Consider the following 22765-nt stretch of genomic DNA (forward strand, 5'->3'; position numbering starts at 1 on the left):
CTACAATTTCTTAAAGATCAACTCCATGCAAACCGAAGCGCTAAAATATGCCCTAACCATTGCTCAATCACTTGCCCGTGAATACCGGCAAGAGCGTTTTGGAGCGGCTCACCTTTTGATGGCTGTTCTGCACAACGATGCGGGCCTGGCCTCTGAGCTTGTCATGGCTCAAAAAGATGTTGCTTACCTGCGGGATTGGGCAGAGGTACGTCTGGAAGAAAGTGCAAAATCTGTAAAAGTACCAGAATCACCACAGCCGGATAATCTGGCAGCCTCCTGTCTCGAACTCGCTGAGTTGATCGCGCTGCAACTTAATCGTGATACAGATCCGCTTTGCGTTCTGGCTGCTTTGTTAAAACCAGGCGTGGGCTTTTCTGCAGATCAGCTCAAATCGCTTCCTTTAACGCAGAAAGAGGTTTTGGCTATCAGCCAACAAACGCACAACGGTCAAATTCATGATAATCCGGGTGAACAATCAGCATCGGCAAACACGCAAAATAATGTAGTAAAATCAGCGTCAAATTTCCTTGAAAAATACACTACAGACAAAACAAAAAGAGCCGCTGAGGGTAAACTGGATTCTGTAATCGGCCGTGATATGGAAATTAGACAAATGGCTGAAATTTTAGGCAGAAGAAGTAAACCAAATGTGATTTTGATCGGTGAGCCTGGCGTCGGAAAATCAGCTTTGGTAGAAGGTTTTGCTCAATTAATTACACAGAAAAAAGTACCGCTTCTACTTCAAAATGCACGCTTGCTCGAACTTGACACCGGTGCATTGGTGGCGGGAGCTTCCTACAAAGGAGAAATAGAAGAGCGGATAAAAGGTATTTTGAACGAACTGAAAAGTTTGGATAAAGCGGTTTTATTTATTGATGAAATCCATATCCTCCTTGACCCGAAAGGTTCCATCGGAGCAGGCGTTGCACAGCTTTTAAAACCTGAACTTGCCCGAGGTGAATTAACGCTTATAGGAGCCACTACGCCGGAAGAATACCGTAAATACATTGAAAAAGACGAGGCATTCAGCAGAAGGTTTGAAATACTGCAGGTCGAGGAGCCCGACGAAGTCACAGCCATTAGGATGATACAGCATATTATCCCGGTTTATGAAGCGCATCATGGTTTAAAGCTGGAAGAAGGTACAATCAGCGAAGCTGTAAAACTTTCTAAAAGGTATATTAAAGAAAGGCGGCTACCGGATGTCGCATTGGATTTGCTCGACAGAACTATGGCTGCGATGCGGTTAATGGATGAAGTCTCAGAAAACGAATTGGCTCTTCTTCAAATGGACCTGGACATTTTGATGGCTGTCGATGAAGCTGAGAGAGTACATGAATTACGCTGGTTTTTAAGGCAATTACCGAATCGGCTCAGCCCGCTTCTGATCGGTCAGCTTGATCAGCAGGATGAAGAACTTGATACTGCTGAAAGCATTTATACGCATCTGACCAGCAAGCTTGCCGCTTTACAGCAATTGGCGGCCAGGCATTCCCAGAGTGTTGGCAAGCAGGAAATTGCTGCTGTAATAGCACACAAAACGGGCATTCCGCTTGGAAAACTTCAAAGTTCGGAAAGGGATAAACTTTTGGGAATAGATGAGGTATTGAAAAAAAGAGTAGTTGGCCAGGATCAGGCTGTGAAGGCTTTAAGTGAAGCCATTCTTGAATCCCGCTCAGGACTGATTAAGGCCGGGCAGCCGATTGGATCATTCTTTCTTCTTGGCCCGACTGGTACCGGGAAAACAGAAATTGCCAAAGCACTAGCTGATTTCCTTTTCAATGACGAGTCATTCTTGATCCGCTTTGATATGTCTGAATTTAAGGAAGAACATTCAGCTGCACTTCTTTATGGAGCTCCTCCGGGTTATGTAGGTTATGAAGAAGGCGGACTTTTAGTCAATAAAATTCGTCAGAAACCTTATTCGGTGGTTTTGTTTGATGAGATTGAAAAAGCACATCCGTCTGTATTTGACCTGTTTCTACAAATACTGGATGAAGGAAAATTGCATGACCGGCTTGGTAAGGAAGGTGATTTTTCAAACGCTGTAATTCTTTTCACATCGAATATAGGACAAGAAAAAATCGTCGAGCAATTCAATCAGGGTACTTTACCAAAGTCATCTGACCTGATGGAGGTAATGGCAAAATATTTCCGTCCCGAGTTTCTTGCCAGGCTCACCGAGATTGTTCCGTTTGCTCCCATATCAGAAGAAAACGTTGTAAAAATATTCGATATCCATTTGAAAGGTCTTACTGATCTGATGGAAAAACAGGGCATAACACTGCAAATGACAGACGAAGCCAGAAAGTATATTGCAATGCAGGGATTTACGCCGCGCTACGGCGTTCGTCCGCTTAAAGGTGTGATCAGAAATCAATTAAGACGGCCGATCAGCCGGATGATTATAACGGGCGAGGTTGGAAAGGGGTCCGTAATATTCCTGGATATGGAAGATACCGGTGAGGTCTTTTGGAAGATTGGAAAAAATGTACTGCCACAAGAAGTTTGATAGCAGATAAGATGACAAAAGTAGATTACAAATTTGATTTTGAGAATATTTTTGATAATCCCGATGCGGAAGACGAAAAGTATTTTGCAGGAAACGGGATGCCTGTTTGCGCGCTACGACTGTACAATTTTATAACGGGCGATGACAAACTAATTGAAAATCACAAGCTGGGAATTTATAAATACATTTTCCTGCCTCTGAGATCACAAGTTGATTACTGGATCAATCTGGTGGGTTATGCGAGTAAAATAGGAGACCGGGGGTATAATTCTGATCTTTCAATACGACGATGTGTTGAAGTCCAGCGGGAAATTTTAACGGGTAGAAACAAGCTTAATGTGGCAGAATTCCGCAAAAAAGTGGCAAGGGGATCAGATGCCAGTACGGATGCAGCGGATGATGATTTTGGATACTGGCGGTCGGTAAAAATATATGCGCATAAAGGTGCTCCTCCACCTCCAAACATAGAACCAAAACCTGTTCTGCCCGCATTTATTACTCAAAAATTCGCTATAAAAATGGTCGGAGGACGCTCTATATCCATATTTAAAATGTTTGGCCGTGATAATTACCTTTTCAAAATAAAAAACATGGAAACATTCGATACAGCCTGTTTTTTTTATGCCGGTACGTCAGTTGCAGCAGGAGGACCAGGCTCGCCCGTTTCAATAGCTGGTTCCGGCGATTGGGTGCCATTTACAACATCTTCCCGGTTTAAGCTTGCTTTAAAAGATTTTAACGAATTAAATATTGCTTTGGCGCAGCAGCCGGGAATATCTGCGGGATCAAATTCTGTGTTTGGAAATTTCATGGTAGACTTTCAACAAAATAAGAACAAGCAGTTTGCGGTGAGGGAAACTTCCATAAACCCTTCAACAATAATTATTTCTGCTGACGGGATGGGATTTTCTACGGCGCTTACGGCAAGCAATGGAAATTTGAAGATGATGGATTGCCCAAGGGATCTCAGCGAGCCTGACTGGGCCTGATGCAATTCCGATAAGTTTTAAAATACAATTCATAGCTCAGTATAAAATTGATCCATTATGAATATTCATCTTTTCAGAAAAGCATGGAATTGGGATTCCTGTCTCTTGCCTGTTGACGATAATACTTTCGACCTGATTTTACAGTTCCGTGTTAGACTGGTCCGCATTGAACCAACAAGCCATTTTTATGCATCAGGTACTTACGGAACAGGGAACGGAATTTTGCACGATACGGATGCAAACTTCCACCTTCAACCCTGGACAGACCTTGAATGGGAAACTTATAAAAGAGAATTTGTGGGCGTGATTCGAAATCATTGGAATGAAAAATTCATCCTTAGCCCCAATAAACCCTGGTATCGGCCAAGGTTGGGAAGCGCGCTCACGGCGGCGAATGTGCAATGCAGCCTTTCCATCCAGCTTGTGGAAACATCGGCACAAGCACATCAGACTTATCGTATCATTCACCCCCGGGAGACGAGTTTCCGGTCATTTGCTGATCCGCCAAACCGTTCAGGTATGTTCACGCACCTGGATCTGGAATCGTCCTGGAATACGAGAATGACGAGAATGGGAACCGTTGTGCACAGTGTAAGTTTCCTTCAGACAACTGTCAGCCATGAATTTGGACATACGATGGGACTAAATCATGTAAATGGGACTGGTAACAGCGATTCCAATTACGGACTCACACTGGCACAACGAGAAAATGTAATGGGCATGGGAGGACTTCTTACTGCCAGCCATGCGGGGCCGTGGATCAACCGTCTCCGCTCCCATCTGATCAATCAAAATCACGACGATACAAAAGTTCATTTTACCGGTCGTGTAGCCGATATGCAGCTTATTGAATACTGGGATAATGACTGGCAGCCACCAACTACGGCACCAGCCACAACCTGATTGTTAAAAAATATCTTTGTCTGTGAAGAAAATAACGTCAATTATCAGATGCAAAAGTTAATCCATTCAGCCATAGCCGCCGGGCTTGTATTTGCTGTGAGTGCCTGCAATCTTTTCCTTCCCGTGGATCCGCTGCCACCCGTGGTATCCGAGGTTAGTGTCATCCAGGTTGTGACATCCGGCGCTACGGTAAGTGGGACTGTCCGGGATCCAGATGGTAAAAATAGCCGCCAGGATAAAAAAAGTGGACAGATCACTGAATATGGATTTGTGTACGCCACGCGGGATAAACCAACGATTGAAGATGGTACCGCACTAAAAATAGGAAATGTGGTGACTACCACACCTTTTCAGTTTCAGGGCCAGATCACCGGTTTAAATGTTGTAACTACTTATTTCGTAAGAACTTATGCCAAAAATGAAGGTGGTGGAGTTTCTTACGGAGTCGTAGCAAGTTTCAAAACGGATAAATATACCGTGCCTTTGATCCAGCTTGGAGCAATTACGGATGTTACAAAATCATCAGCCACAGTTGGTGTATCATTTTTTGATAGACTGGGGACGGAAACCATTAGCTCATTTGGCGTATGTTATTCTTCCACAAATAAAACACCTACAATTTCAGACAGTAAAACAGAAATCGGCAGTAATACGTCGGGAGCAAATTATACCGCTACAATGACGGGTTTGACGGCTGGCGTAACCTATTATGCACGGGCATATGCCATATACGCAGGTGGAATTACTTATAGCCAAACGCTTACATTTACGCCTGGAGAACCCACAGTTTTTACGTCGAAAAAATCTTTCACGATGTATTACTCCAATCCGTATGACCTGGATCTGGGCGAGCTGGTTTCACAAGTGGGCGCGGAAGACCTTACCTGGTATCCGTACAACGACAAGGCTGGAATTTATCCTAAAAATGGAGCCAAGTTCGCAGTTCTGGGTCAGCTTACTTTTGACAATGTTAAATACAGTGACGTTACCAAAGCTATTTTAACAACCGACTTTATCAACGGAAGTTACACGGATGCCAATGCCAATAAATTACCCAACGGCACCGTCGTCGCTTACATCACCAACCAGGGCCGGTATGGGAAAATGTCTATTGATGCGCATGGTCAGGATCGGGTAAATGCCAGTTCATCCGGTGGCGATATGCAGGTAACAATTCTTACTTACAACAAATGATTTGCACATCAACCTATTCCTCAGGCCTATGTCCGAGGGAAAAACAAGGACAATTCCGTTGTCTTTTCAACTTTATCCGAAATGAAAAAGCTCTGTTTATATAGTACCCTTTTGGTTTTGTTTGCAGGTTCGGTCTTTGCCCAGGACCGGATCTGGCTCGACAACGGAAATCCTGTTCAGGCAAAATTGAGCCGTGCCTTGGATAACAAACTGGAATGGGTTGCCTCAGACAACGTATTGCGCATTTATAACAGAAAACGTTTTTTAGTGGTTTTTGCTGAAAACGGACAATTTATTGTCATTTCTGAATTAAACGAAAATCCTTCCAAGGCACAGGTACAGATTGATGCATTTTACAAATCTCCACCCCGAAATGTAAGTCAGGATATTATCATCAAAAGTGTCCCGCTGACGGTGCTTACCGGTACTATTTCCTATGAAAGTGACGAGGTGATCAATTACATTTCTGCGGAGGGCAAAGCGGCGAGTATCAACAAAGAGGAAGTTGCAACGGTGATCTACAAGGATGGTCGCCATGAAATTTTGCGGGATGTTGTCGATGTAGCTCCGCTGCTTGGTCTTGTGCATAAGGAAATAGAAAAAAAGGAAACCGAGCTAAAAAAAGTAAAACCTGAAAAACCAGCTGCGGCAGCAAAAAAGGAAGCGCCAGCTATGATCAAGGAAAAAGAAAAACCTGTTTTAACAGATTCTGAATACAAAGAATACAGTCAGAAAGGTATCCGCAGAGTCGACGAATTCAATTCATATCTAAGAATCATTGGCGATAAAAGTCGTAAGTCAGAAGAGAAAAACAAGGCTGTTTTACAAGCATTAAGCCTTTTCGAACCACAGGCAACAGTTGCTGTAAGTTCGGCCAGCGGCGTCAGGAAATATCCTGTCAAGGATTATCTCAACCGGCTGAAACTTCTTCCTTACAGCAAGATCAATATAACATGGAACGAAGTCAAATACGTCAGCGAGCTGAAACAGGAAGCCGATGGCAACTATTACGGAATCATTTCCGGACAGCAGGTTTTTGAGGGCTACTCAGCCAATGGAAAGGTAGCATACGGAGATATTACCAAGAAAAATATCCGGGTAAAACTCGAATCCTACCAAAAAACGGTCGACGGCAGAGATACACTGCGTTGGGAAGTTTTACTGGGAAATATTGGCGTGGAAACAACATCGAATTAACAAATTAAGATACGGGCCAGCAGTGAAAATATTAATCTATTTCCTCAGCATCACATCGCTTTATGCCCAGTGCGGGTTTCTGGCAGGTACGGTTACAGACGTAAGCGGAACCAAGCCGCTTGCGGCCAGCATCTTTGCCAGGAGTGAACAAGGTAAAAGCAGAATTGGAAAAACCGGCGAAAAAGGCATTTTCCGTGTAGAAATCCCTTGTGAGCTTTCAGGCCTTGTGATAGAATCAAAAGGTTATCAGGCGCTTACAGTACCGGTTTATAACGACACGAAAAATAATGATACTTATTTTATAACACTGAAACTTTTACCAGTTATAAAGCAGACGAACGATGAGCCGTACGCGCAATCAGAACAAACACATTTTGTACTGAAAGACAGCACGACTAGCATGTCCAAAGTCGTCCGGCGGATTGTGGTGAAAGACGCGGTTTCCGAAGAAATACTACCAGCAAATATTTGCCTGTACTATACACACAAACAAGCCAGGGAATGTTACGATCTGATAAAATCAGATTCCGGAATTGAAGTAGCATTTCCGGAAAATGATATTGTGGCGATGGAAGTAAAATCGCCTGGATATCAATCTTATAACGGAAATTTAATTCTGGATCAGGCGCAGGACAGCACAAGAACCTACACATTGAAACTTAACCGGCAGCACACGATTTTATCGGTAAACATTGCCAATTCGCATAGTGGATTGCTTGCTCAGCTTCGTGAAGGAAACGGTGAGAAAATTGAAATGGAAAGAGTAAATGACGGACATTTTTATACAGACGCCCCGGCAGGCAAACTATATAAATTTGAGTTGGTGAGCCAAAACCGAAAGGTTGAATTATCGAATGCAATGCCTCCGCTGAAAGAAGGTATAACCTTAAAATCTTTTCGTATTCCTGCTGCGGACAGTATCAAGCCAGAAAAGCGAACAACGACCGAAGTTAATTTTACAGTATCAAACCGGACGCTATACTTTCCGCAAAGCGATTACAAATTACCCGCTGATTCCAGAAATTATCTGGATTCACTGGCTGAATGGATTTCTGCAAACAAGGATAAATCATTAGCCGTAAACGGTTACACAGATAATGTTGGCAACGCCTCACTAAATCTTACCCTCTCCGAGTACAGGGTTCGTGTTATTGCCAGATATCTGGTCAATAAAGGTGTTGCGGAAAACAGAATCAAAGCACAGGGACTGGGAAGTAAATTCCCGGTAGCTCCAAATGACACCGAAAAAAACCGGCAAAAAAACAGACGGGTGGAAGTTCAAATCATTGATTTACAAGATAGAACATATTGAAATTATGGCACGGTTCAAATTCTTTTCGGTAAGCCGAAAATCACTTGTCCTTTTAATGATTGCGCTGGGATCTTTTTATGCAGGAACTTCCATGGCACAAACGCTGAGCCGCAAAGATGCGGATGAAATAAGAGTGCTGGCCAGAGAAAAGATAAAGGCATTCAACGATCTTCTTAACGCGGTTTCTAATGATGATCTGAGTAATTACGAGCGTCGCTACATGATGATGAACAGCTACATGCCCAGCAATGACCAGATTTTTTTCAACGATGGCGTGGTCGTGGAAGATGACGTGGATCCAAAACATACCAGCAGTTCTCCCGAGCTTGATACACCGATTGAAAAATATTTGAGCAACTTCGATCTGTTTTATACCAAATCAGATGCCAACACCATTGAGTTTTCCAATATCGTCGTCTCGGACGTTAAAATGAATAAATATGCCTTTGTCAAGGTGTTTTTTTCCCAGCAGTTTAAAGCCAAAAACAGCAATGACAAGACGCCTTATCAATCCGTTTCCAGAGTCGCAGAGCTTCGGGCTGATAAAGTTGCAGGAAGCTGGATAGTATATCTGACCGGCATTTCGTTCAATTCCGCCGCAAATGCTATCGCCGCACCCGCAACACCCGTACCGTCTGCTACCTACGAGTCTGCGCAGAAAAATGGAGTACAGCCAATGGCAACGGCAAGTAAGCCAACCGATATGAAACCAACCGTCGCAGCGACGCCGCAAGAGAAAAAGGCTGCCGAAAAATTCTCTGAACAAATCAGTAAAGCCAACCAGGCGCAGCTTGACCATACCCGAAAACTGGCGACTATAAAACTGGGCGCCGGAATTGCAGCCTTTGCTTTTGGAGCCGTAACCTATGCAATGCTAAACAAGGATTTCAAAGATTATAAAAGTAAAATCAGTAATCCGGAAGGCCTGACAAGCTATGCAAAACCTGGAATTTACATTTCCGTTGGCTCAGCGGCAGCCGGACTTGGCGTCACAGTAAGTTCTTTGCTTGATTTCAAAAAGTTGAAAAAATAGAAGAACTCAACCCCCGCTAAATGGCGGAAATACAGCAATCATTTTTACCAAAACGATAAAAAAATGGCACAACCAGCAGCAAGAATCGGCGATATGCATGTATGTCCCATGGTTACGCCGGGCATACCTCCTATCCCACACGTGGGCGGCCCCATCATTCCGCCAGGCGCTCCAACGGTCCTGATCGGAGGTATGCCAGCGGCTGGCGTGGGTGATATGTGCGTTTGTGTTGGCCCGCCGGATGCTATTGTTATCGGCTCAACCAGTGTACTTATTTCAGGAAAACCCGCCGCAAGAATGGGTGATATGACGGCTCACGGAGGCAGTATCGTGGCAGGTTGTCCAACTGTCTTAATCGGAGGCTAAAACGAGATTTAATTTTACATTTAAACAAATAAGACCATGTTCAACTACGGAATTGGCGGCAATGAACGCAAAATTGACCAGGCCAGCGAGGGGATCGCGGATATTCCCCAAAACCGGACGCTTTTCGCCACAAAATTAACCGGTGATTCGGCAGTAAGACCTGAAATGGTTTACGATTTGAAAACGACAGAAGAAGTTTTTGCCCACTACCAGCCCGAGGCAGAAGCAGAGTTTATCACAGCAGAAGGAAGCTTTATCAATGAACCCCTCCGCTTTCGTAATCTGGGTGATTTTGGCAAAAAAGGTATCGTAGCACAAAGTGCATTTTTACAGGATCTCGATGCGCGGGCAGAAGCTTATCAACAGGTTGTCCGCCATTTGAAAGTGAATAAAATCCTGAAAGCTGCACTCGAAAAACCCGAGGCCAAGGCTGCGTTGCTTGGTGTATTCCAAACGCTGATCAACGAGTTGGAAGCTGCTGATTAAAAACGCCAGTCTTACTTTTCGAACAAATAAAAAGTACTCAAAAGCTTAAATATCCAGTCATATGCCAACTGAAACAACATTAAATGAAGAGCAGGGCTCAGCCGGTTACCGCGATCATGCGGCAGTGCCTTTGGAAAAAGGATTACCGCTTTTAGCAAAATATGGAAGCTACGATCTGGTTGAGACAATCATCGAAGGAGCGGGAAATATTAATCCTGAGAAAAAGGCCAGAAAAAAGATATTTCTGACCGAGGCTGACAAGAAAAAAGAGCGTCAGCAGCTCAAAAAACGGCTTGAACTCTGGACCGAACTGCTGGGAAGCTCAGAAAATATCGCCGAAATGATTGAAAAAGGACAAAACCAGGCCGATGCGGCATCAGAGCTTTTGAAGGAAAATTTGGGGAAAGCCGTTGAATTAATTCGTCCATTGGAACAATCCTACCGTTCTGTCGCTACCTTTTTCAAAAATACAGAACAGGAAAAAGTCAAAAACGTAACGTTTCTGAATGCGGATGCTGAGCAGATTAAAGACCTGGATGTGACCACATTTGCTGACGCCGTCGGCGAAGAACTGGCGGCTAAATTTGACCGGCTGGATTTGCGTGAGAACTATTCGATCCTGAATGTTCCCGGATATTTGGGCTCTGGTAAGGTTGTTGATAAATGGGCAAAAATGGCGCATAAAAACAAGGTAATGCTGGTGACTGACTTTGAGCATCTGGACGCGCCGGAGGATGTCATGGAGCTTTTTGAAGCAGCGAATCTGACAGGCGGCTCAGCGCATTTGTCCAACGTAATGATGACTTGTAACTGGCTGGTAGGCAGAGCCAAACATGCGGATCTGGGTGAAGAAGACGATCTGTATATTCCACCGTCCGCAGCGCTTGCGGGTAATGTGTATAAAACGCTGATGTCGCAGGTAGCTGCCGGAAAAAAACACGGAACCTTAAACGAGGTCGATGGTGTGCGTTTTCCACTTAAAAAATCCGAGATCGCAGATCTTGAAAAAATGGGACTAATTCCAATGGTGAACGAGTACAGCAAGGTTATGGCGTTTTCTGCCAAAACGCTTTTCAACGGAGATAATGTAGGACTACAAACCTATTCGGTCGTTCGGGTTTTTGATTATATCACAAAAGTACTGATTGATTTTTTGAACCGACGTGCTTTTGAAAATTTTGATTACAATACTAAAAACGATCTTAAAAAACAGATCATCAAGTTTTTAGACAGTGTCACAGGGCCTGGAAAACTGATCGAAAAATTCAGTGTGATGCGCTTTGAACAAGATAAAAACCAGAAAGACAAAGTGTATCTGGACATTCATATGATTCCTTACTTTCCGGCCAAAAACTTCATGATCGCGCTGACAGGACAAAAAGGAGACGATCTGGATGCGACTGCCTGGAATGCTGAATATGCGCAGCAGTAACGTTTGACATTCATAATTAAGATTCCAATTCCAGATGGCTTTCAGTTCCAATTTGACCGTCGACGGCGATCATGAATTTAGTGTGATGTACATGCGCTTTGAGCTTCATCAAACCGTCGACGATTCCATGTCGGTCACCTCCCCCATCCAGTGGGCACATTTGTATGTCGAACTGGAAATGGTGCTGGATGATTTTCTGGTTGAATGGGCAAGCAAACCGTCGCAAAAATATGATCTGACTGTTGAGCAATTCGGCGAGCACGGTTCGTTCAAAACGCTCAGTTTCAAAGATGCGGTTTGCACCGAGTTTGTCGAAATGTTTGATGACGGATCCGATGATCTTGATATAGCGCTTACAAACCGCTTGCAAAATTTCATTACCTGTCTTACGATCACAGCGGCCAGCATCGAAGTAGATGAAGCCAAACTGGAAAACTTTTAGAAGATGGCAAAACAAGATGCAACGATCGGTGTTGAGGCGCATGTGACGATTGACGGAAAAGAGTTTTCAGCACAGAAAATTTCTTATGGCTGTAATCGCAACGCTGATGAAAGGGGAAGCCCGACCGATGCACCTAAACCTCGTTTGATCCGGATGACGATCGGCCCCAAACAAAACGATGATTTTGCATTGCTTTACGACTGGGCATTTAAAAATGACAGAAAACTAAGCGGACAAATTGAGTTTAAATACCATGACGACTCACAGCTTTTACGTAAAATAGAATTTGAAGACGCCTATTGTGTGGGATTCCGTGAATCCTTTCTGCCTAAAAGATCAACGATCCGGGGTTACAGAATTGCTCATGTTCCTGATCAAAAAGGATATCTGCCCCAGCACCGGGGAAAAGACTATTTTCTGAGTGACAGCAGCACATCTCTGGTTTATGAGCTGGTTCTGCTGCCTGCAACTGTAAAAATTGGAAACATCGAAATCAAAAGTTAATGGCACGGCAGGTTAATACTTCCATAGAAATTGAAGGAGGAATCCAGATCAAACGTCATTTGGGACTGACGATTGAACAAGACCTGTTCGACCATCACAGCTTTGAGCTTTTGGTACCTTTTGATCAGCTTGAAAAACAGGGAGAACATTTTTTCAGCCAGTCGCACCGTAATGTGATGGGCAAAAAAATTACCTTTTCTTTTAGTCCAAGGCTGGATCAGGAATCTCTTGATTTTACTTTTCAGGGGATTGTAACCGAAATCCGCCTGCGTAGTCTTAGTGATATGAGCAGCGCTTTTGTGCTCAAAGGTTTCAGTCCGACTATTGTTTTGGAAGATAGCGTGCAGCGGCGTTCCTTTTTGCGGGGAACCGTGCAGGATATTTTCAACAATATTTTGCAGCCTTACCCACAGAATTTGCTCAAAAAACAGCTTAACCCTGAAAACGGAGGACGGCAAGTACCTTTTATTCAATACAATGAAAGCAATTTCAGATTTTTAAGCCGGGTTGCCGACCGCTGCTGTGAGTGGTTTTATTACAATGGAAAGGAACTGGTTTTAGGTCGTGGAAATGATTCCAGCGAGGTGGATTTTCTGGTTGATGGTCTGCAAAACTTTGACGTTGCGCTGCTTCTTCATCCATCCAAATTCAATTATCAAGGCTATAATTACACGAAACCAGAGGCTTTCACCGGAGAATCCAGCTCACAAAATGTAAGCGGGCTAACCTCACTCAGTGAATTTGCATTGCAGCAGTCGGATAACCTTTTTGCTCAAAGTGCGCTGCTGGAAGTTCCTGAAATTATTGTCGGACAAAGTGAAATAGATGAGCTGACCAAAATGGAACGCTCTGCACGTGTCACTTCTATGGTTGATTTCCGGGGAACCGGAGAGCTTCCAACGATGAGCGTCGGTACTGTTTTGGTTGTCAAAGGCCAGCGTCTGAATGAGCGGGGCGAAAAGTATGAAGAGAATTTTGGCAAATACCGGGTCGTGCATATTCGTCATGAAGTTAATACAGCTGGTAGTTACCAAAATTCATTTAAGGCAGTTCCTGAATCGGCTCAACATCCTCCCAACAATCCCAATGTGCACAATCCGCTGGGAGAAAATGAGCAGGCAGAAGTGATTGCCAATGACGATAAGGAGAAATTGGGACGCATCAGGGTAAAATTTATGTGGGGCCAGGCCAGGCAACAAGACCAGGAATCGATCTGGATGCGCGTGGGAAGTATGCACAATGCACAAGGCAAGGGAATTAATTTTGTGCCGGAAGTTGGTGCAATGGTTATGATTGGTTATGAAGGAAATCTGGCAGAAAAACCTTTTGTAGTAACAACACTTTACCCAAAACCAGACGATGACACGCATTATACAAACGACAATAATGACATGAAAGTGATGGGAACCCGCTCGGGCAATGTGATCATTTTCTCAGATAAAGACGGTGACGCCCAGTTGCAGATTACCAACATGAACAGTAAAGGTACGAATGTGATTTTCAGCTTTAAAGACGATGGTAAAATCCATCTGGAAGTAGAAAACGGGCTGATCGAGATTAAATCAAAAGATCTGACAATAGAAGCCACCAATAATATTTCCATCAAAGCCGATCAAAAACTCGAATTGCAGGGAAATGAAATTTCGATCAAGGCAACCCAGGAATTGAAAGCAGAAAGTTCGGCCGGTGCCGAAATCAAGGCAGGTTCTGAACTAAAACTGGAAGGTACTGCCTCAGCCAAACTCAAAGCTGCTCAGGTAAGCATTGAAGCAGACGCTATGGCCGAAGTGAAGAGCAATGGCCCTGCAATGATCAAAGGAATGCCGGTTATGCTTAATTAATAATATTTATATCAAATCAGTTTTCCACTTTTTAAACACTTATCAATTATGCCAGCTTCAAGTTTTGACGCGTATTTTACCTGGGATGGTGGTCCATCCGGCGACGGAATCGCCGTTATTTCATGCAACTATTCTTTATCCCAATCCATAGACGACAAGGGCCGTGTATCCTCAAAAGTGTATGGAGGAACCGTATTTATTCAGGTTGATTCATCCAGTGCGGATGATAGTAAGGGACTTTGGGAATGGATGGTGGATCCGGACGGGAAAAAGTCTTCTGCAAAGATCTCCTTTAAAAATGTTGACGAAGAACAGACCCAGAAGGAGCTCGAACTCACCGATGTATACTGTGTGCAATACAGTGAGAGTTTTACGGAAACAGGTTCAATGCCGATGACGACAAGCCTGACTTTGTCTGCAAAAGAGATCAAATTGTTTGGTACACCGCATACCAACCGGTGGTAGAAGCCATCCTTTATTTTAAGAAGGGGCGTTTCCTTCAGCATTGCTCAGGGCGCCCTAAATTTTACCTTATTACGGATCAACGTTTTACCGATTATTTAAAAAGGAAAAATTATGATTTTTTGTGATTTCCAAACGCTTTTCAATAATCATCCATATCATACGATTCAATATGCAGGAATGGGTGGACAAATTGAAAAGTATATTGATACAAAGGTGGAGACCTGCACCATTGAGCTTAGCTACGCCATGAACCGTTCAGGTTTGAATATCCCGGATGATCTGCCTTATTCTCCGATTGTTGCCGGAGGTAGAGTTCGCAGCATGAAAGATGAAAGGGGGGATAATTATATTTATAGCGTTGTCGATATGAAAGCGTATCTGGACAAAACTTACCCGTTAACTCAAAATTACCGCGCAGGCAGCCGTGCCGGATTTGTAAAACAGCTTGGATCAAGAAAAGGAATCCTCGCCTTGGGTTACCGGCACATCTCCCTTTGGGACGGCAAACATTATGTGCATGAAACCGATTTTTTTGATTTATGGAGCGGCGAGCATGCTGTCAGCACTGCACTCAGAGGGGTTTTCTTTTGGGAAATTGCATCATTGTCCAGCGTGTTCGACGATGCTCTTGGTCAGTAATCCAAAATTATTCTCTAACGGCGACAATGGTTTCATTATCAACAATTCCATTAGCCTGGAAAGTAAGATCCGGATCCATATAAGCGTGCCTTTTATACCAGGGCGATTTTTTATAGAAAAGCCATCCATAAGGAACACCTTCGGATGTCAGGAATTCGACAGGACTGGCAGGATTCCGATCGTTGTAATCATTTAGAAAGATAAAAAACAGTTCACCGAAAAGCATTGCATTGGGAGCTTTGGCGCGAAAGTTAGTAAAGCCAGTTTCGTTCGCCTTTTTGGTAAATTCAAATTGTATAACCAAAACCCTCGAAAGATCCAGAAGATCCATATCAGGCAACGGCTGCCCCATTGGATAATACCATTTTTTATATTCTTTTAAAGGAATCATCAGGTAAGTCTGATAAACCTTTGCCACAAAAACAGGAAAAAGAAAACCAACCAAGGCCGTAGCCATGCCAATGCCCACTGAAAGCGCGTCACTGATTTTATAATAAAGAAGCACAATCAGAAGGGCGGCTATAAGACTTAACAGCATCGTAAAACCCAGCGCTTTGATTGAACCGTTCAAAAAAAGAGTACTGAACCAATGAGATAAAAGGTAAATATGCAGAATCCCCAATACCAGAAAAGTAAACATAGCCCCCGGATAGGCGACATGATAATCCGTTATCCAAAAAGCAAATGAACCTACACATACCAGCAGCAAAATCGCGATAAAGGCATACAAAAGTTGAAGACGTTGCGAGGAAGTTTTGGGCAAAGGCAATTTCATAAGTAACGCGGGTTGATCTGTTTAACAAAAATAAGAGAGACTTTCATTAATGCAACCACATTGTTATTAAACGAAGCGAATGGAACAACAAAATTACGCACTGCCACTGGCATTAGACTGTGTGGTCGTAGGGCAGATGCTTGCAAAATGTCCTGATCGGGAAGCTATTCATCAGCATCTTTATCTTCTGATGGTTACTCATTTTGATGAAACACGTTTCGATGAAAATTATGGCTGTGCCTTATGGGAACATGATTTTTCAATGCTTTCACAAATCAAATGGAAGGATTTGATAAGAGAATCGCTGGAAGTTGCTATTTCCAGGTTCGAGCGGCGGCTTATGCAGACGAAAGTCCGGGTGGAAATTGAAGAGCTTGAAGTCATGTCCAAAAATAATAATTATATACGAAAAAGAATTGGTGTGGAAGTTAAGGCAGTCATCAGAAGAACCAACGAACCCTTCATATTCTTTGAACGCATATTTATTTCACCCATGTCCATCGATTAGCCATGTATTCCGATTCATATTACAACAAGGAAAATATATCCCAAAGGATTTTGAAACGCTCAGCCGAACTTTGGGGATATGACGAAACAAATCTGGATCAATTTGATCCGCTGGTAAAATTGCTTATTGAAGGATGCGCGGTAGAATTTGAAAAAGTCGGTCAGGAAATAAAAGGGACCGAACTAAGGCTGATGAGCCGGCTGGCGGAAATACTTTGCCCACAAATTCAGCGAAGCCCAAAGCCAGCCCTTGCCATCGCGCAGACCCGCGCGGTTGAAGCCAAAGGCTGGGTGGATCAGGAGAGTCAACTTGTTTGCAGGCGAACCATTGTGAGAAAAGGAGAATCAGCAGAAGTGTTTTTTTCTCCCGTCGGGAAACATTCCATCGTCAATGCGGCGGTCGCTTTTTATGCTTCGTCGGCAGGACTTTATTCATTAGAAAAAGGATCCCGTAATTTACTGTCGTCAGCTTTGCTGCAAAAAGGTGGTGAACAGTCCGTTTGGATTGGAATTGATATGGATCCGGCGATTGATTCCTTTGAGGGCTTCCGGTTTTATATAGACTGGCCCGCAGATTCTTCTCAGGCACTTTACCGGGAATTCCTGCCTTTCACAACCTGGGAATCCGGGCAGCAAAGGTTGCATTTCGAAGCAGGCCTGAAGACAGAAACCGGGCAAGACGAAATAACCTTGATTGGAATGACGAATCATTTCATCAACATTACCAGTAATGAAACCTGGGGAAAAGATACAATGGAGCTACTTCCCTACCCTCTGGAATTTGAAGATTTATTTGACAGAAGATCTTTGCAGGCATTCAAAAAACCATTAGTCTGGCTGAAAGTTAAATGGCCGGCCGCTTTTCCAACCGCAGGATTTGAGAATATAAAAATCGCGTTAAATGCTTTTCCGGTAAGTAATAAACAGCTCCATAAGCTAACCTACCGATTGCAGTCAGGCATCAATGGAATTGCACTCCCTTCAAGTGAAGCATTTTTTGGCATTAATACAATAATAAACCAAAAAAACCAGCACTATACCGCCTCTGATAAAAGTGACAGCTCTTCCAGTAATTCTTACACCCTGAGACAACAGGGTGTTGGCCGCTTTGATCAAAGAAATGCGAAGGCTTTTCTTTACCAGCTCATGGAACTTCTACGGGATGAGGTCACCGCTTTTAATGCGATTGGTGAAGATTACCTGGCTTCCATACTAAGAGAAATTTCCCAAAACATGGCCAGAATCGAGCAGAAACTTGGCGTAAAAAGAGCGAACGAAACCTCTTCACAACCTTTTCTGGTTATTAAAGCCGATAAGGAGCCGGATCATTTATACATTTCTTACTGGACAACCTCAGCAGAACTTGCCAATGGATTACCAGCCGGCTCCAGGCTTCAATCTTATTCGGGCTCAACTTTAAACAACGCCGAAACTTTGCTTTTGACAAATTCATTTGACGGAAAACCGGCACCGGAAGAGACTGAATATGTGAGCGAATTGCGGAAAAATATTATTACTTCCGGCCGTTTAATTACCGCCGAAGATATCCGTGCCTACTGTACAGCCGAACTGGGAAATAAAATCAGAAAAATTAATATACGTCCGCATTTTATCAAAGGAAATCTTCCCGGACAAGGTTTTGTAAGATGCGTTCATATTCAGCTTACACCTTCGGGCACTTTGCCCAATCATTATGACTGGGTTCAAACATGTGATTTATTAAAATCAAAAATGGAAAAACTATCAACAGGTATGTATCCAATTGATATAATAACAGTGAAATGATGGAAAACGGGCATAACATATTTTTGGAGCATTCGAGTGATTTAAAAGCCGAATTTTTGGCTGCGTCATTTCTTGAAACAGGCTTTTCCCCCGGGCAAATTACGTTCCGCCCGCTTGGACCATTCAAAAGACGAAGCCACAGTGATATTGAAGTTATAGTCGAAAAGGAAATAGGTAATTTCAAAGGGCCGGTTATTGAATCAAACCGGAGCGGGATTTACGACTATCTGCCCGAGCAGCTTTTTCATTTATCTTCTTCAAAATCAGGAAAAAGTTTGAAGAACAAAATTGATAATATTCGTGCGGAGCGTGAAAAAGAACAGAAAACACGCTTGTTTTTTCTTCCATTGGAACAAGAGTTTTTCTTCAGCAAAGTACATACAGAGCAAATTGAACAAAGTGCCAGTTCACTGGATCCGGAGTCTGCATTATTTGAAGAATTACGCTGCTTCTGGCAAATTCCTGGTTTTGTTTCTGATGCTACATTTATGCATCTTCTACCGATGCTTCCGCAAATATCAGAATGCAGGGCAGATTTCCTGAAATCTGAAAGTATTTTATCCGGAATTCTGAATGTTTCTGTCGGCATTGAAAATGAATACGGAAATAATCTCTCAATGATGCAAGGTGCTGAAATCGGTGCCGCACGTTTAGGTGCTGACCTGCTTTTAGGCGGAGCATTGGATTCGTGTTTACCAGAAATTCAAATAAACATCTCCTTCAAAAACACGGATGAGCTCGAAAAGTGCTTTTGCGATCCGGACTTCGATAATCTGGTCAACTGGCTTCTGGGCTGGCTTCTTCCCGTTGAGTACGATTATAAAATAAACTTATCAGCCCCGTGTGATACGATGTATTTGTTTCCTGAAACTGATTCAAATGTACTGCCCAGACTTGGCTACACTACGTTACTCACGATTTAGGCTCAAATAACATCTGACCAGATCCGATGCATTGAGGGTTAAATATTGTAAAAGCTTCACACATTCTTCATTAAAATACCAACACCTAAAATGATGTCAAATATATTATTGAGTGTGTATCAAGCTATATTATTGTAAATTATTTAAAAAAATATCCCTCTTCAATAATCTCAGACTGAGCTATTTGAACTATCCTGTCAAAATGTTTAAAAAAATAATTATCCATCAAATTTGGATTGGATATTTAAAATAGTACTTTTGCACCACGATACTAGTGAACAGCACGACAAAATGTGAAACACAAAATATCCGGTTACTAATTGATCGAAATTTTGATTAATACCGATAAGGAGATTTTAGAGATAAAAGCATTCCAGCGGAGTAATAGCAGAGAAAGCAGTTGGCAGTTTAACTTTTTCTAATATGACAAAATTCATATCATGAAAATTGTCGACTTAACAGCCAAAACGATTCCGTAGCTCAGCTGGTAGAGCAATACACTTTTAATGTATGGGTCCTGGGTTCGAATCCCAGCGGGATCACTGAAAGCGCCTCAAACGGCGCTTTTTTTGTATATAATGATTTAATAATCAGTCATTTTTACAAAAAAGTAGTTCATTCTGAATCAAAGTAAATCAAGGTATTCGGTTACCTATTCAGTTACCATTTGAAATCCCTAAATTAGGTAACCGATTTTCCGATAAAGACTTGTGTGAGAAGATGTTTTGGAAATCAATGTGTCAATCCGGTAGAACGGAAAAAACTTTTGACCACTTAAACAATGTGAAGAATGAAAAGCAATCAGAAACTCTCAATCCTGTTTTGGCTGTTTAAAGCCAAAGCTTCCAGGGATGGCAAGGCTCCTATTTATGCTAGAATCACCATTGAAGGTATCAATGAAGAAATTTCACTGGGCCGAAAAACCTTGCCTAAGTTTTGGGACAACAAAATTAAGCTTGTGACAGAGGGAAGCAGTGAAGCCAGAATCACCAACCAAAAGATTGGGAAACTTAAAACGGATCTGGAAAGTCATTTTATGCTCCTGCAATCTCAGCAAGGCCATATCACCCCTACGATGCTCAAAAACGCTTATTTGGGCCTGCCGATAATTAGCCAGAGAAAAACATCAGGGAGCACCACTCAAAACACCATAAAGACAATTTTAGAAGCGTTTGATCGCTTTATTCAAACTTTTGATCAAAAGGTAAAAAAGAATTTGAGATCTGAGGGTACTTTACGCCATTGGCGATCGACCAGAAAGAAGGTTTCACAATACATTAAGCATCAATATGGCCGGAAAGACCTTGACTTAAGAGAGATCAGATACTCCTTTGCGGATTCATTTTATAATTACCTGACACTGGAAGTTGAAGATCCACTGGCAGAGCCGACTGCAAAAAAGCATATCAAAAAAACAAAGCAAATTTTAGGAGGCTGTGTAAACCAGGAACTAATCAGCGCAAATCCGATCAGTTCTTTTGTATGCGGTGCTGATGAAACAGATATTCCACCACTCGAACTTTACGAAGTGGAAACTATCTACAAAAAAGAAAATTTGGTTGAAAGACTTGAAGAAGTACGTGATGTCTATATATTTCAATGCTTTACCGGCTTTGCCTATCAGGATCTTTTTGATTTGAAAAGTGAGAATATAGTCAGAGTAGGTAAAAACGCCGAAAGATGGCTCATTAAAGATCGTGGCAAAACAGGTGTGTCTGAAATGGTGCCAATTTTGCCTGTTGTGGAAGAGATACTTGAAAAGTACAAAGGTCATCCATGTTGCAAAATCAATGGCAAATTACTTCCTGTCAACAGCAATGCACATTACAACGGCTATTTAAAGGAGTTGGCCATCATCTGTAATGTCGCCCGCGAGCTGAATACGCACTTAGCCAGACATACTTTTGCTGACATTATGCTTAATAGCGGTGTGCCACTCGAGGATGTAAGCAAAATGCTCGGGCACAAATCCATCCGTACTACACAGCGCTATGCCAAGGTACGTAAGCCAAGGATCAGTCAAAACATGGAAAAGGTAAAATCTCTACTATTTACCAGTGAAGGAAAACTGAGAAGTGTCAGCTAGTTCATATTTAAAAAAATAAAAAAACGCCACTAAGTAAAATCACACTTAGTGGCGTTTTTTCAGGAAAGCTGTTTCATTTTTGCCCTTAACTACTCCTCTCAGTTTTTATTCCAGATCCATTGCCAGGCACACATTTTCCAATCTGTGATTAATTCACCCTTTGGATTCAACCAACTTTTATTGGAATAATAGCAAAAAAATCCTTTCGCCATAGTCTCAGTTTTTCCACTCTGAAAAAAATAAATTTTAACATGGCTCCATGAAGGTGGAACCATAGTGCCATATCCTGAAGTCCTTTTCAAATTTATCATACCCACTTAAGATGATACCCGAACTTTACTTTTTTCAAACATCTTTGTAATATCTTCCCTATCGTAATAAATTACCCCACCTATCCTAATAAATTCAAGTTGTCTATTGGATCTGAGCCAATGAAGTTTCCCAGGGGAAATATCCAGCAACTTCCTGACTTCGCTGGATTTAAGCCATTTTTTAGTTGGGCGTCCATGATCCCCTTTTACAATCGTTCGAATCTCGTCCAGTAGATCAGACTTGAAATTCTCAAGGTCGCCCATAGTTACAAGCTGATTTGCGAAAATGACATCTCCCCTCTCTCTGTGCTTTCTCTCTGTTGCCATTGTCTTACATTTGGTTACTGAATAATTTCAAACTACTTTCAAGAATGTATTCACCGGTATATTCGGAAGCTTATCAATTTCAGATTTTAGGGCAGCTATCTGACTTGCACAACTCCAATTACAGAATTTCAAAAATACTGGACTCCATTTAAATTCACATATTTATTGTTTAAAACGGTGAAGCTCATTCCTGACGGAGCAGAAACTTATATTGGGAATTAAAAAAAGAAGCGATACCAGTGTGTTTTCCTTTGGTATAATTAAGCATAACCTGTAGTACTTTATGAAAACATTAGTTGCAATACAGAAAACGGGATTATCTTGTTGATAATCCTTCATATTTAATCCGATACAAAACTTCGAACTACTTAATTTTCATATAGTTATAAATTTTCAGGGACAAATAAGGGACATATAACAGTCTAAAATCGGCTACTAATTACAAATATCAGCAATTACAGAAAATTATGGCTAATTACATTCCGGATAATATTTACTAAAAATATTATCCGGAATGTAATCTCTATTACTTGTAGTAACAATCAATCTAACTGATTACGGCACCATACCAACCACAACTACTTCCACGACAGCGCTATGAAAATACAAGAGCAACCCACTCATTGTTTATAATAAAAAATGAAGGAAATGATCATATTCCCCCCTTAGGTGGAACTAAGGGGAGTGAAATCGAACAATTGACCAAGCTTTTAAAACTAATTCAGGCGATAAAGTT

The 22765-nt window shown here is 42.3% G+C and carries 21 protein-coding genes and 1 tRNA gene; 20 read left to right on the forward strand and 2 right to left on the reverse strand.

All coding sequences use genetic code 11. From position 1 onward, the window contains the following. Positions 1–25 precede the first annotated feature (25 nt). The 15 genes from FDK13_RS25175 (at position 26) to FDK13_RS25245 (ending at position 15315) form a co-directional block, all read left to right on the forward strand. Positions 26–2512 (forward strand): ATP-dependent Clp protease ATP-binding subunit, encoded by a 2487-nt coding sequence (locus FDK13_RS25175; RefSeq protein WP_137342779.1) that lies wholly within the window; start codon positions 26–28, stop codon positions 2510–2512. An 11-nt stretch (positions 2513–2523) separates the two neighbouring features. Further along, positions 2524–3501: a hypothetical protein gene (locus FDK13_RS25180; RefSeq protein ID WP_137342780.1), complete on the forward strand. Its 978-nt coding sequence runs from the start codon at positions 2524–2526 to the stop codon at positions 3499–3501. Positions 3502–3558: 57 nt separating this feature from the next. Next, positions 3559–4404: a zinc metalloprotease gene (locus tag FDK13_RS25185; protein ID WP_137342781.1), complete on the forward strand. Its 846-nt coding sequence runs from the start codon at positions 3559–3561 to the stop codon at positions 4402–4404. A 48-nt stretch (positions 4405–4452) separates the two neighbouring features. Beyond that, positions 4453–5598, forward strand: coding sequence for a hypothetical protein (locus tag FDK13_RS25190; protein WP_137342782.1), 1146 nt, complete (start codon positions 4453–4455; stop codon positions 5596–5598). An 81-nt stretch (positions 5599–5679) separates the two neighbouring features. Continuing rightward, positions 5680–6795: a hypothetical protein gene (locus FDK13_RS25195; RefSeq protein WP_137342783.1), complete on the forward strand. Its 1116-nt coding sequence runs from the start codon at positions 5680–5682 to the stop codon at positions 6793–6795. A gap of 22 nt (positions 6796–6817) precedes the next feature. Continuing rightward, positions 6818–8107 carry an OmpA family protein gene (locus FDK13_RS25200; RefSeq protein ID WP_229216207.1) on the forward strand — a complete coding sequence of 430 codons (1290 nt, stop codon included), beginning with the start codon at positions 6818–6820 and terminating at the stop codon, positions 8105–8107. Between the two features lie 4 nt (positions 8108–8111). After that, on the forward strand, positions 8112–9140 hold the full coding sequence (locus tag FDK13_RS25205) for a hypothetical protein (RefSeq protein ID WP_137342784.1): 1029 nt from the start codon (positions 8112–8114) through the stop codon (positions 9138–9140). Between the two features lie 63 nt (positions 9141–9203). After that, positions 9204–9506, forward strand: a complete 303-nt coding sequence (locus tag FDK13_RS25210; protein WP_137342785.1) for a PAAR domain-containing contractile injection system baseplate protein — start codon at positions 9204–9206, stop codon at positions 9504–9506. Between the two features lie 36 nt (positions 9507–9542). Then, positions 9543–9992: a hypothetical protein gene (locus tag FDK13_RS25215; protein WP_137342786.1), complete on the forward strand. Its 450-nt coding sequence runs from the start codon at positions 9543–9545 to the stop codon at positions 9990–9992. A gap of 61 nt (positions 9993–10053) precedes the next feature. Continuing rightward, positions 10054–11424, forward strand: coding sequence for a DUF5458 family protein (locus FDK13_RS25220; protein ID WP_170982914.1), 1371 nt, complete (start codon positions 10054–10056; stop codon positions 11422–11424). A gap of 34 nt (positions 11425–11458) precedes the next feature. Next, positions 11459–11866, forward strand: coding sequence for a type VI secretion system tube protein TssD (gene tssD, locus FDK13_RS25225; protein ID WP_137342787.1), 408 nt, complete (start codon positions 11459–11461; stop codon positions 11864–11866). A gap of 3 nt (positions 11867–11869) precedes the next feature. Beyond that, on the forward strand, positions 11870–12370 hold the full coding sequence (gene tssD / locus FDK13_RS25230) for a type VI secretion system tube protein TssD (protein WP_137342788.1): 501 nt from the start codon (positions 11870–11872) through the stop codon (positions 12368–12370). Further along, a complete protein-coding gene (locus FDK13_RS25235) occupies positions 12370–14211 on the forward strand; it encodes a type VI secretion system Vgr family protein (RefSeq protein WP_137342789.1) in 1842 nt (613 codons plus the stop codon). Before tssD (FDK13_RS25230) ends, FDK13_RS25235 begins: the two co-directional genes overlap by 1 nt. Positions 14212–14259: 48 nt before the next feature. Continuing rightward, positions 14260–14676: a type VI secretion system tube protein TssD gene (gene tssD / locus FDK13_RS25240; protein WP_137342790.1), complete on the forward strand. Its 417-nt coding sequence runs from the start codon at positions 14260–14262 to the stop codon at positions 14674–14676. A gap of 111 nt (positions 14677–14787) precedes the next feature. After that, on the forward strand, positions 14788–15315 hold the full coding sequence (locus FDK13_RS25245) for a T6SS effector amidase Tae4 family protein (protein WP_137342791.1): 528 nt from the start codon (positions 14788–14790) through the stop codon (positions 15313–15315). A gap of 7 nt (positions 15316–15322) precedes the next feature. Here FDK13_RS25245 and FDK13_RS25250 read toward each other — a convergent pair whose 3' ends face one another. Next, a complete protein-coding gene (locus FDK13_RS25250; RefSeq protein WP_137342792.1) occupies positions 15323–16090 on the reverse strand; it encodes a TssN family type VI secretion system protein in 768 nt (255 codons plus the stop codon). A gap of 79 nt (positions 16091–16169) precedes the next feature. Here FDK13_RS25250 and FDK13_RS25255 point away from each other — a divergent pair, with 79 nt between their 5' ends. From FDK13_RS25255 to FDK13_RS25275, 5 genes are all read left to right on the forward strand, one after another. After that, complete coding sequence (locus FDK13_RS25255) at positions 16170–16598, forward strand: GPW/gp25 family protein (protein ID WP_137342793.1); 429 nt, start codon at positions 16170–16172, stop codon at positions 16596–16598. A gap of 2 nt (positions 16599–16600) precedes the next feature. Next, on the forward strand, positions 16601–18382 hold the full coding sequence (locus FDK13_RS25260; protein WP_137342794.1) for a type VI secretion system baseplate subunit TssF: 1782 nt from the start codon (positions 16601–16603) through the stop codon (positions 18380–18382). Next, positions 18379–19305: a hypothetical protein gene (locus FDK13_RS25265; protein ID WP_229216208.1), complete on the forward strand. Its 927-nt coding sequence runs from the start codon at positions 18379–18381 to the stop codon at positions 19303–19305. The genes FDK13_RS25260 and FDK13_RS25265 overlap by 4 nt, the downstream gene beginning before the upstream one ends. Before the next feature lie 469 nt (positions 19306–19774). After that, a tRNA-Lys gene (locus FDK13_RS25270) sits at positions 19775–19847 on the forward strand. Positions 19848–20095: 248 nt separating this feature from the next. Continuing rightward, the gene (locus tag FDK13_RS25275) at positions 20096–21391 is read left to right on the forward strand and encodes a site-specific integrase (protein ID WP_137342795.1); all 1296 of its coding nucleotides are present in this window, start codon (positions 20096–20098) and stop codon (positions 21389–21391) included. Positions 21392–21708: 317 nt separating this feature from the next. Here the strand turns inward: FDK13_RS25275 and FDK13_RS25280 are convergent, their stop codons facing one another. Further along, positions 21709–22029, reverse strand: coding sequence for a helix-turn-helix domain-containing protein (locus FDK13_RS25280; protein WP_137342796.1), 321 nt, complete (start codon positions 22027–22029; stop codon positions 21709–21711). Positions 22030–22765 lie beyond the last annotated feature (736 nt).

This window comes from Dyadobacter frigoris, assembly GCF_005280585.1.
GTDB lineage: Bacteria > Bacteroidota > Bacteroidia > Cytophagales > Spirosomataceae > Dyadobacter > Dyadobacter frigoris.

Bases quoted from the DNA above. Each gene is read 5' to 3' on its own strand.
- tssD (WP_137342787.1), top strand. From the start codon at position 11,459: ATGGCTTTCAGTTCCAATTTGACCGTCGACGGCGATCATGAATTTAGT.
- FDK13_RS25210 (WP_137342785.1), top strand. From the start codon at position 9,204: ATGGCACAACCAGCAGCAAGAATCGGCGATATGCATGTATGTCCCATG.
- FDK13_RS25215 (WP_137342786.1), top strand. From the start codon at position 9,543: ATGTTCAACTACGGAATTGGCGGCAATGAACGCAAAATTGACCAGGCC.
- tssD (WP_137342790.1), top strand. From the start codon at position 14,260: ATGCCAGCTTCAAGTTTTGACGCGTATTTTACCTGGGATGGTGGTCCA.
- FDK13_RS25265 (WP_229216208.1), top strand. From the start codon at position 18,379: ATGATGGAAAACGGGCATAACATATTTTTGGAGCATTCGAGTGATTTA.
- FDK13_RS25255 (WP_137342793.1), top strand. From the start codon at position 16,170: ATGGAACAACAAAATTACGCACTGCCACTGGCATTAGACTGTGTGGTC.
- FDK13_RS25190 (WP_137342782.1), top strand. From the start codon at position 4,453: ATGCAAAAGTTAATCCATTCAGCCATAGCCGCCGGGCTTGTATTTGCT.
- FDK13_RS25260 (WP_137342794.1), top strand. From the start codon at position 16,601: ATGTATTCCGATTCATATTACAACAAGGAAAATATATCCCAAAGGATT.
- FDK13_RS25195 (WP_137342783.1), top strand. From the start codon at position 5,680: ATGAAAAAGCTCTGTTTATATAGTACCCTTTTGGTTTTGTTTGCAGGT.
- FDK13_RS25275 (WP_137342795.1), top strand. From the start codon at position 20,096: ATGAAAAGCAATCAGAAACTCTCAATCCTGTTTTGGCTGTTTAAAGCC.
- FDK13_RS25280 (WP_137342796.1), bottom strand. From the start codon at position 22,029: ATGGCAACAGAGAGAAAGCACAGAGAGAGGGGAGATGTCATTTTCGCA.
- FDK13_RS25180 (WP_137342780.1), top strand. From the start codon at position 2,524: ATGACAAAAGTAGATTACAAATTTGATTTTGAGAATATTTTTGATAAT.
- FDK13_RS25245 (WP_137342791.1), top strand. From the start codon at position 14,788: ATGATTTTTTGTGATTTCCAAACGCTTTTCAATAATCATCCATATCAT.
- FDK13_RS25175 (WP_137342779.1), top strand. From the start codon at position 26: ATGCAAACCGAAGCGCTAAAATATGCCCTAACCATTGCTCAATCACTT.
- FDK13_RS25250 (WP_137342792.1), bottom strand. From the start codon at position 16,090: ATGAAATTGCCTTTGCCCAAAACTTCCTCGCAACGTCTTCAACTTTTG.
- FDK13_RS25235 (WP_137342789.1), top strand. From the start codon at position 12,370: ATGGCACGGCAGGTTAATACTTCCATAGAAATTGAAGGAGGAATCCAG.
- FDK13_RS25185 (WP_137342781.1), top strand. From the start codon at position 3,559: ATGAATATTCATCTTTTCAGAAAAGCATGGAATTGGGATTCCTGTCTC.
- tssD (WP_137342788.1), top strand. From the start codon at position 11,870: ATGGCAAAACAAGATGCAACGATCGGTGTTGAGGCGCATGTGACGATT.
- FDK13_RS25220 (WP_170982914.1), top strand. From the start codon at position 10,054: ATGCCAACTGAAACAACATTAAATGAAGAGCAGGGCTCAGCCGGTTAC.
- FDK13_RS25205 (WP_137342784.1), top strand. From the start codon at position 8,112: ATGGCACGGTTCAAATTCTTTTCGGTAAGCCGAAAATCACTTGTCCTT.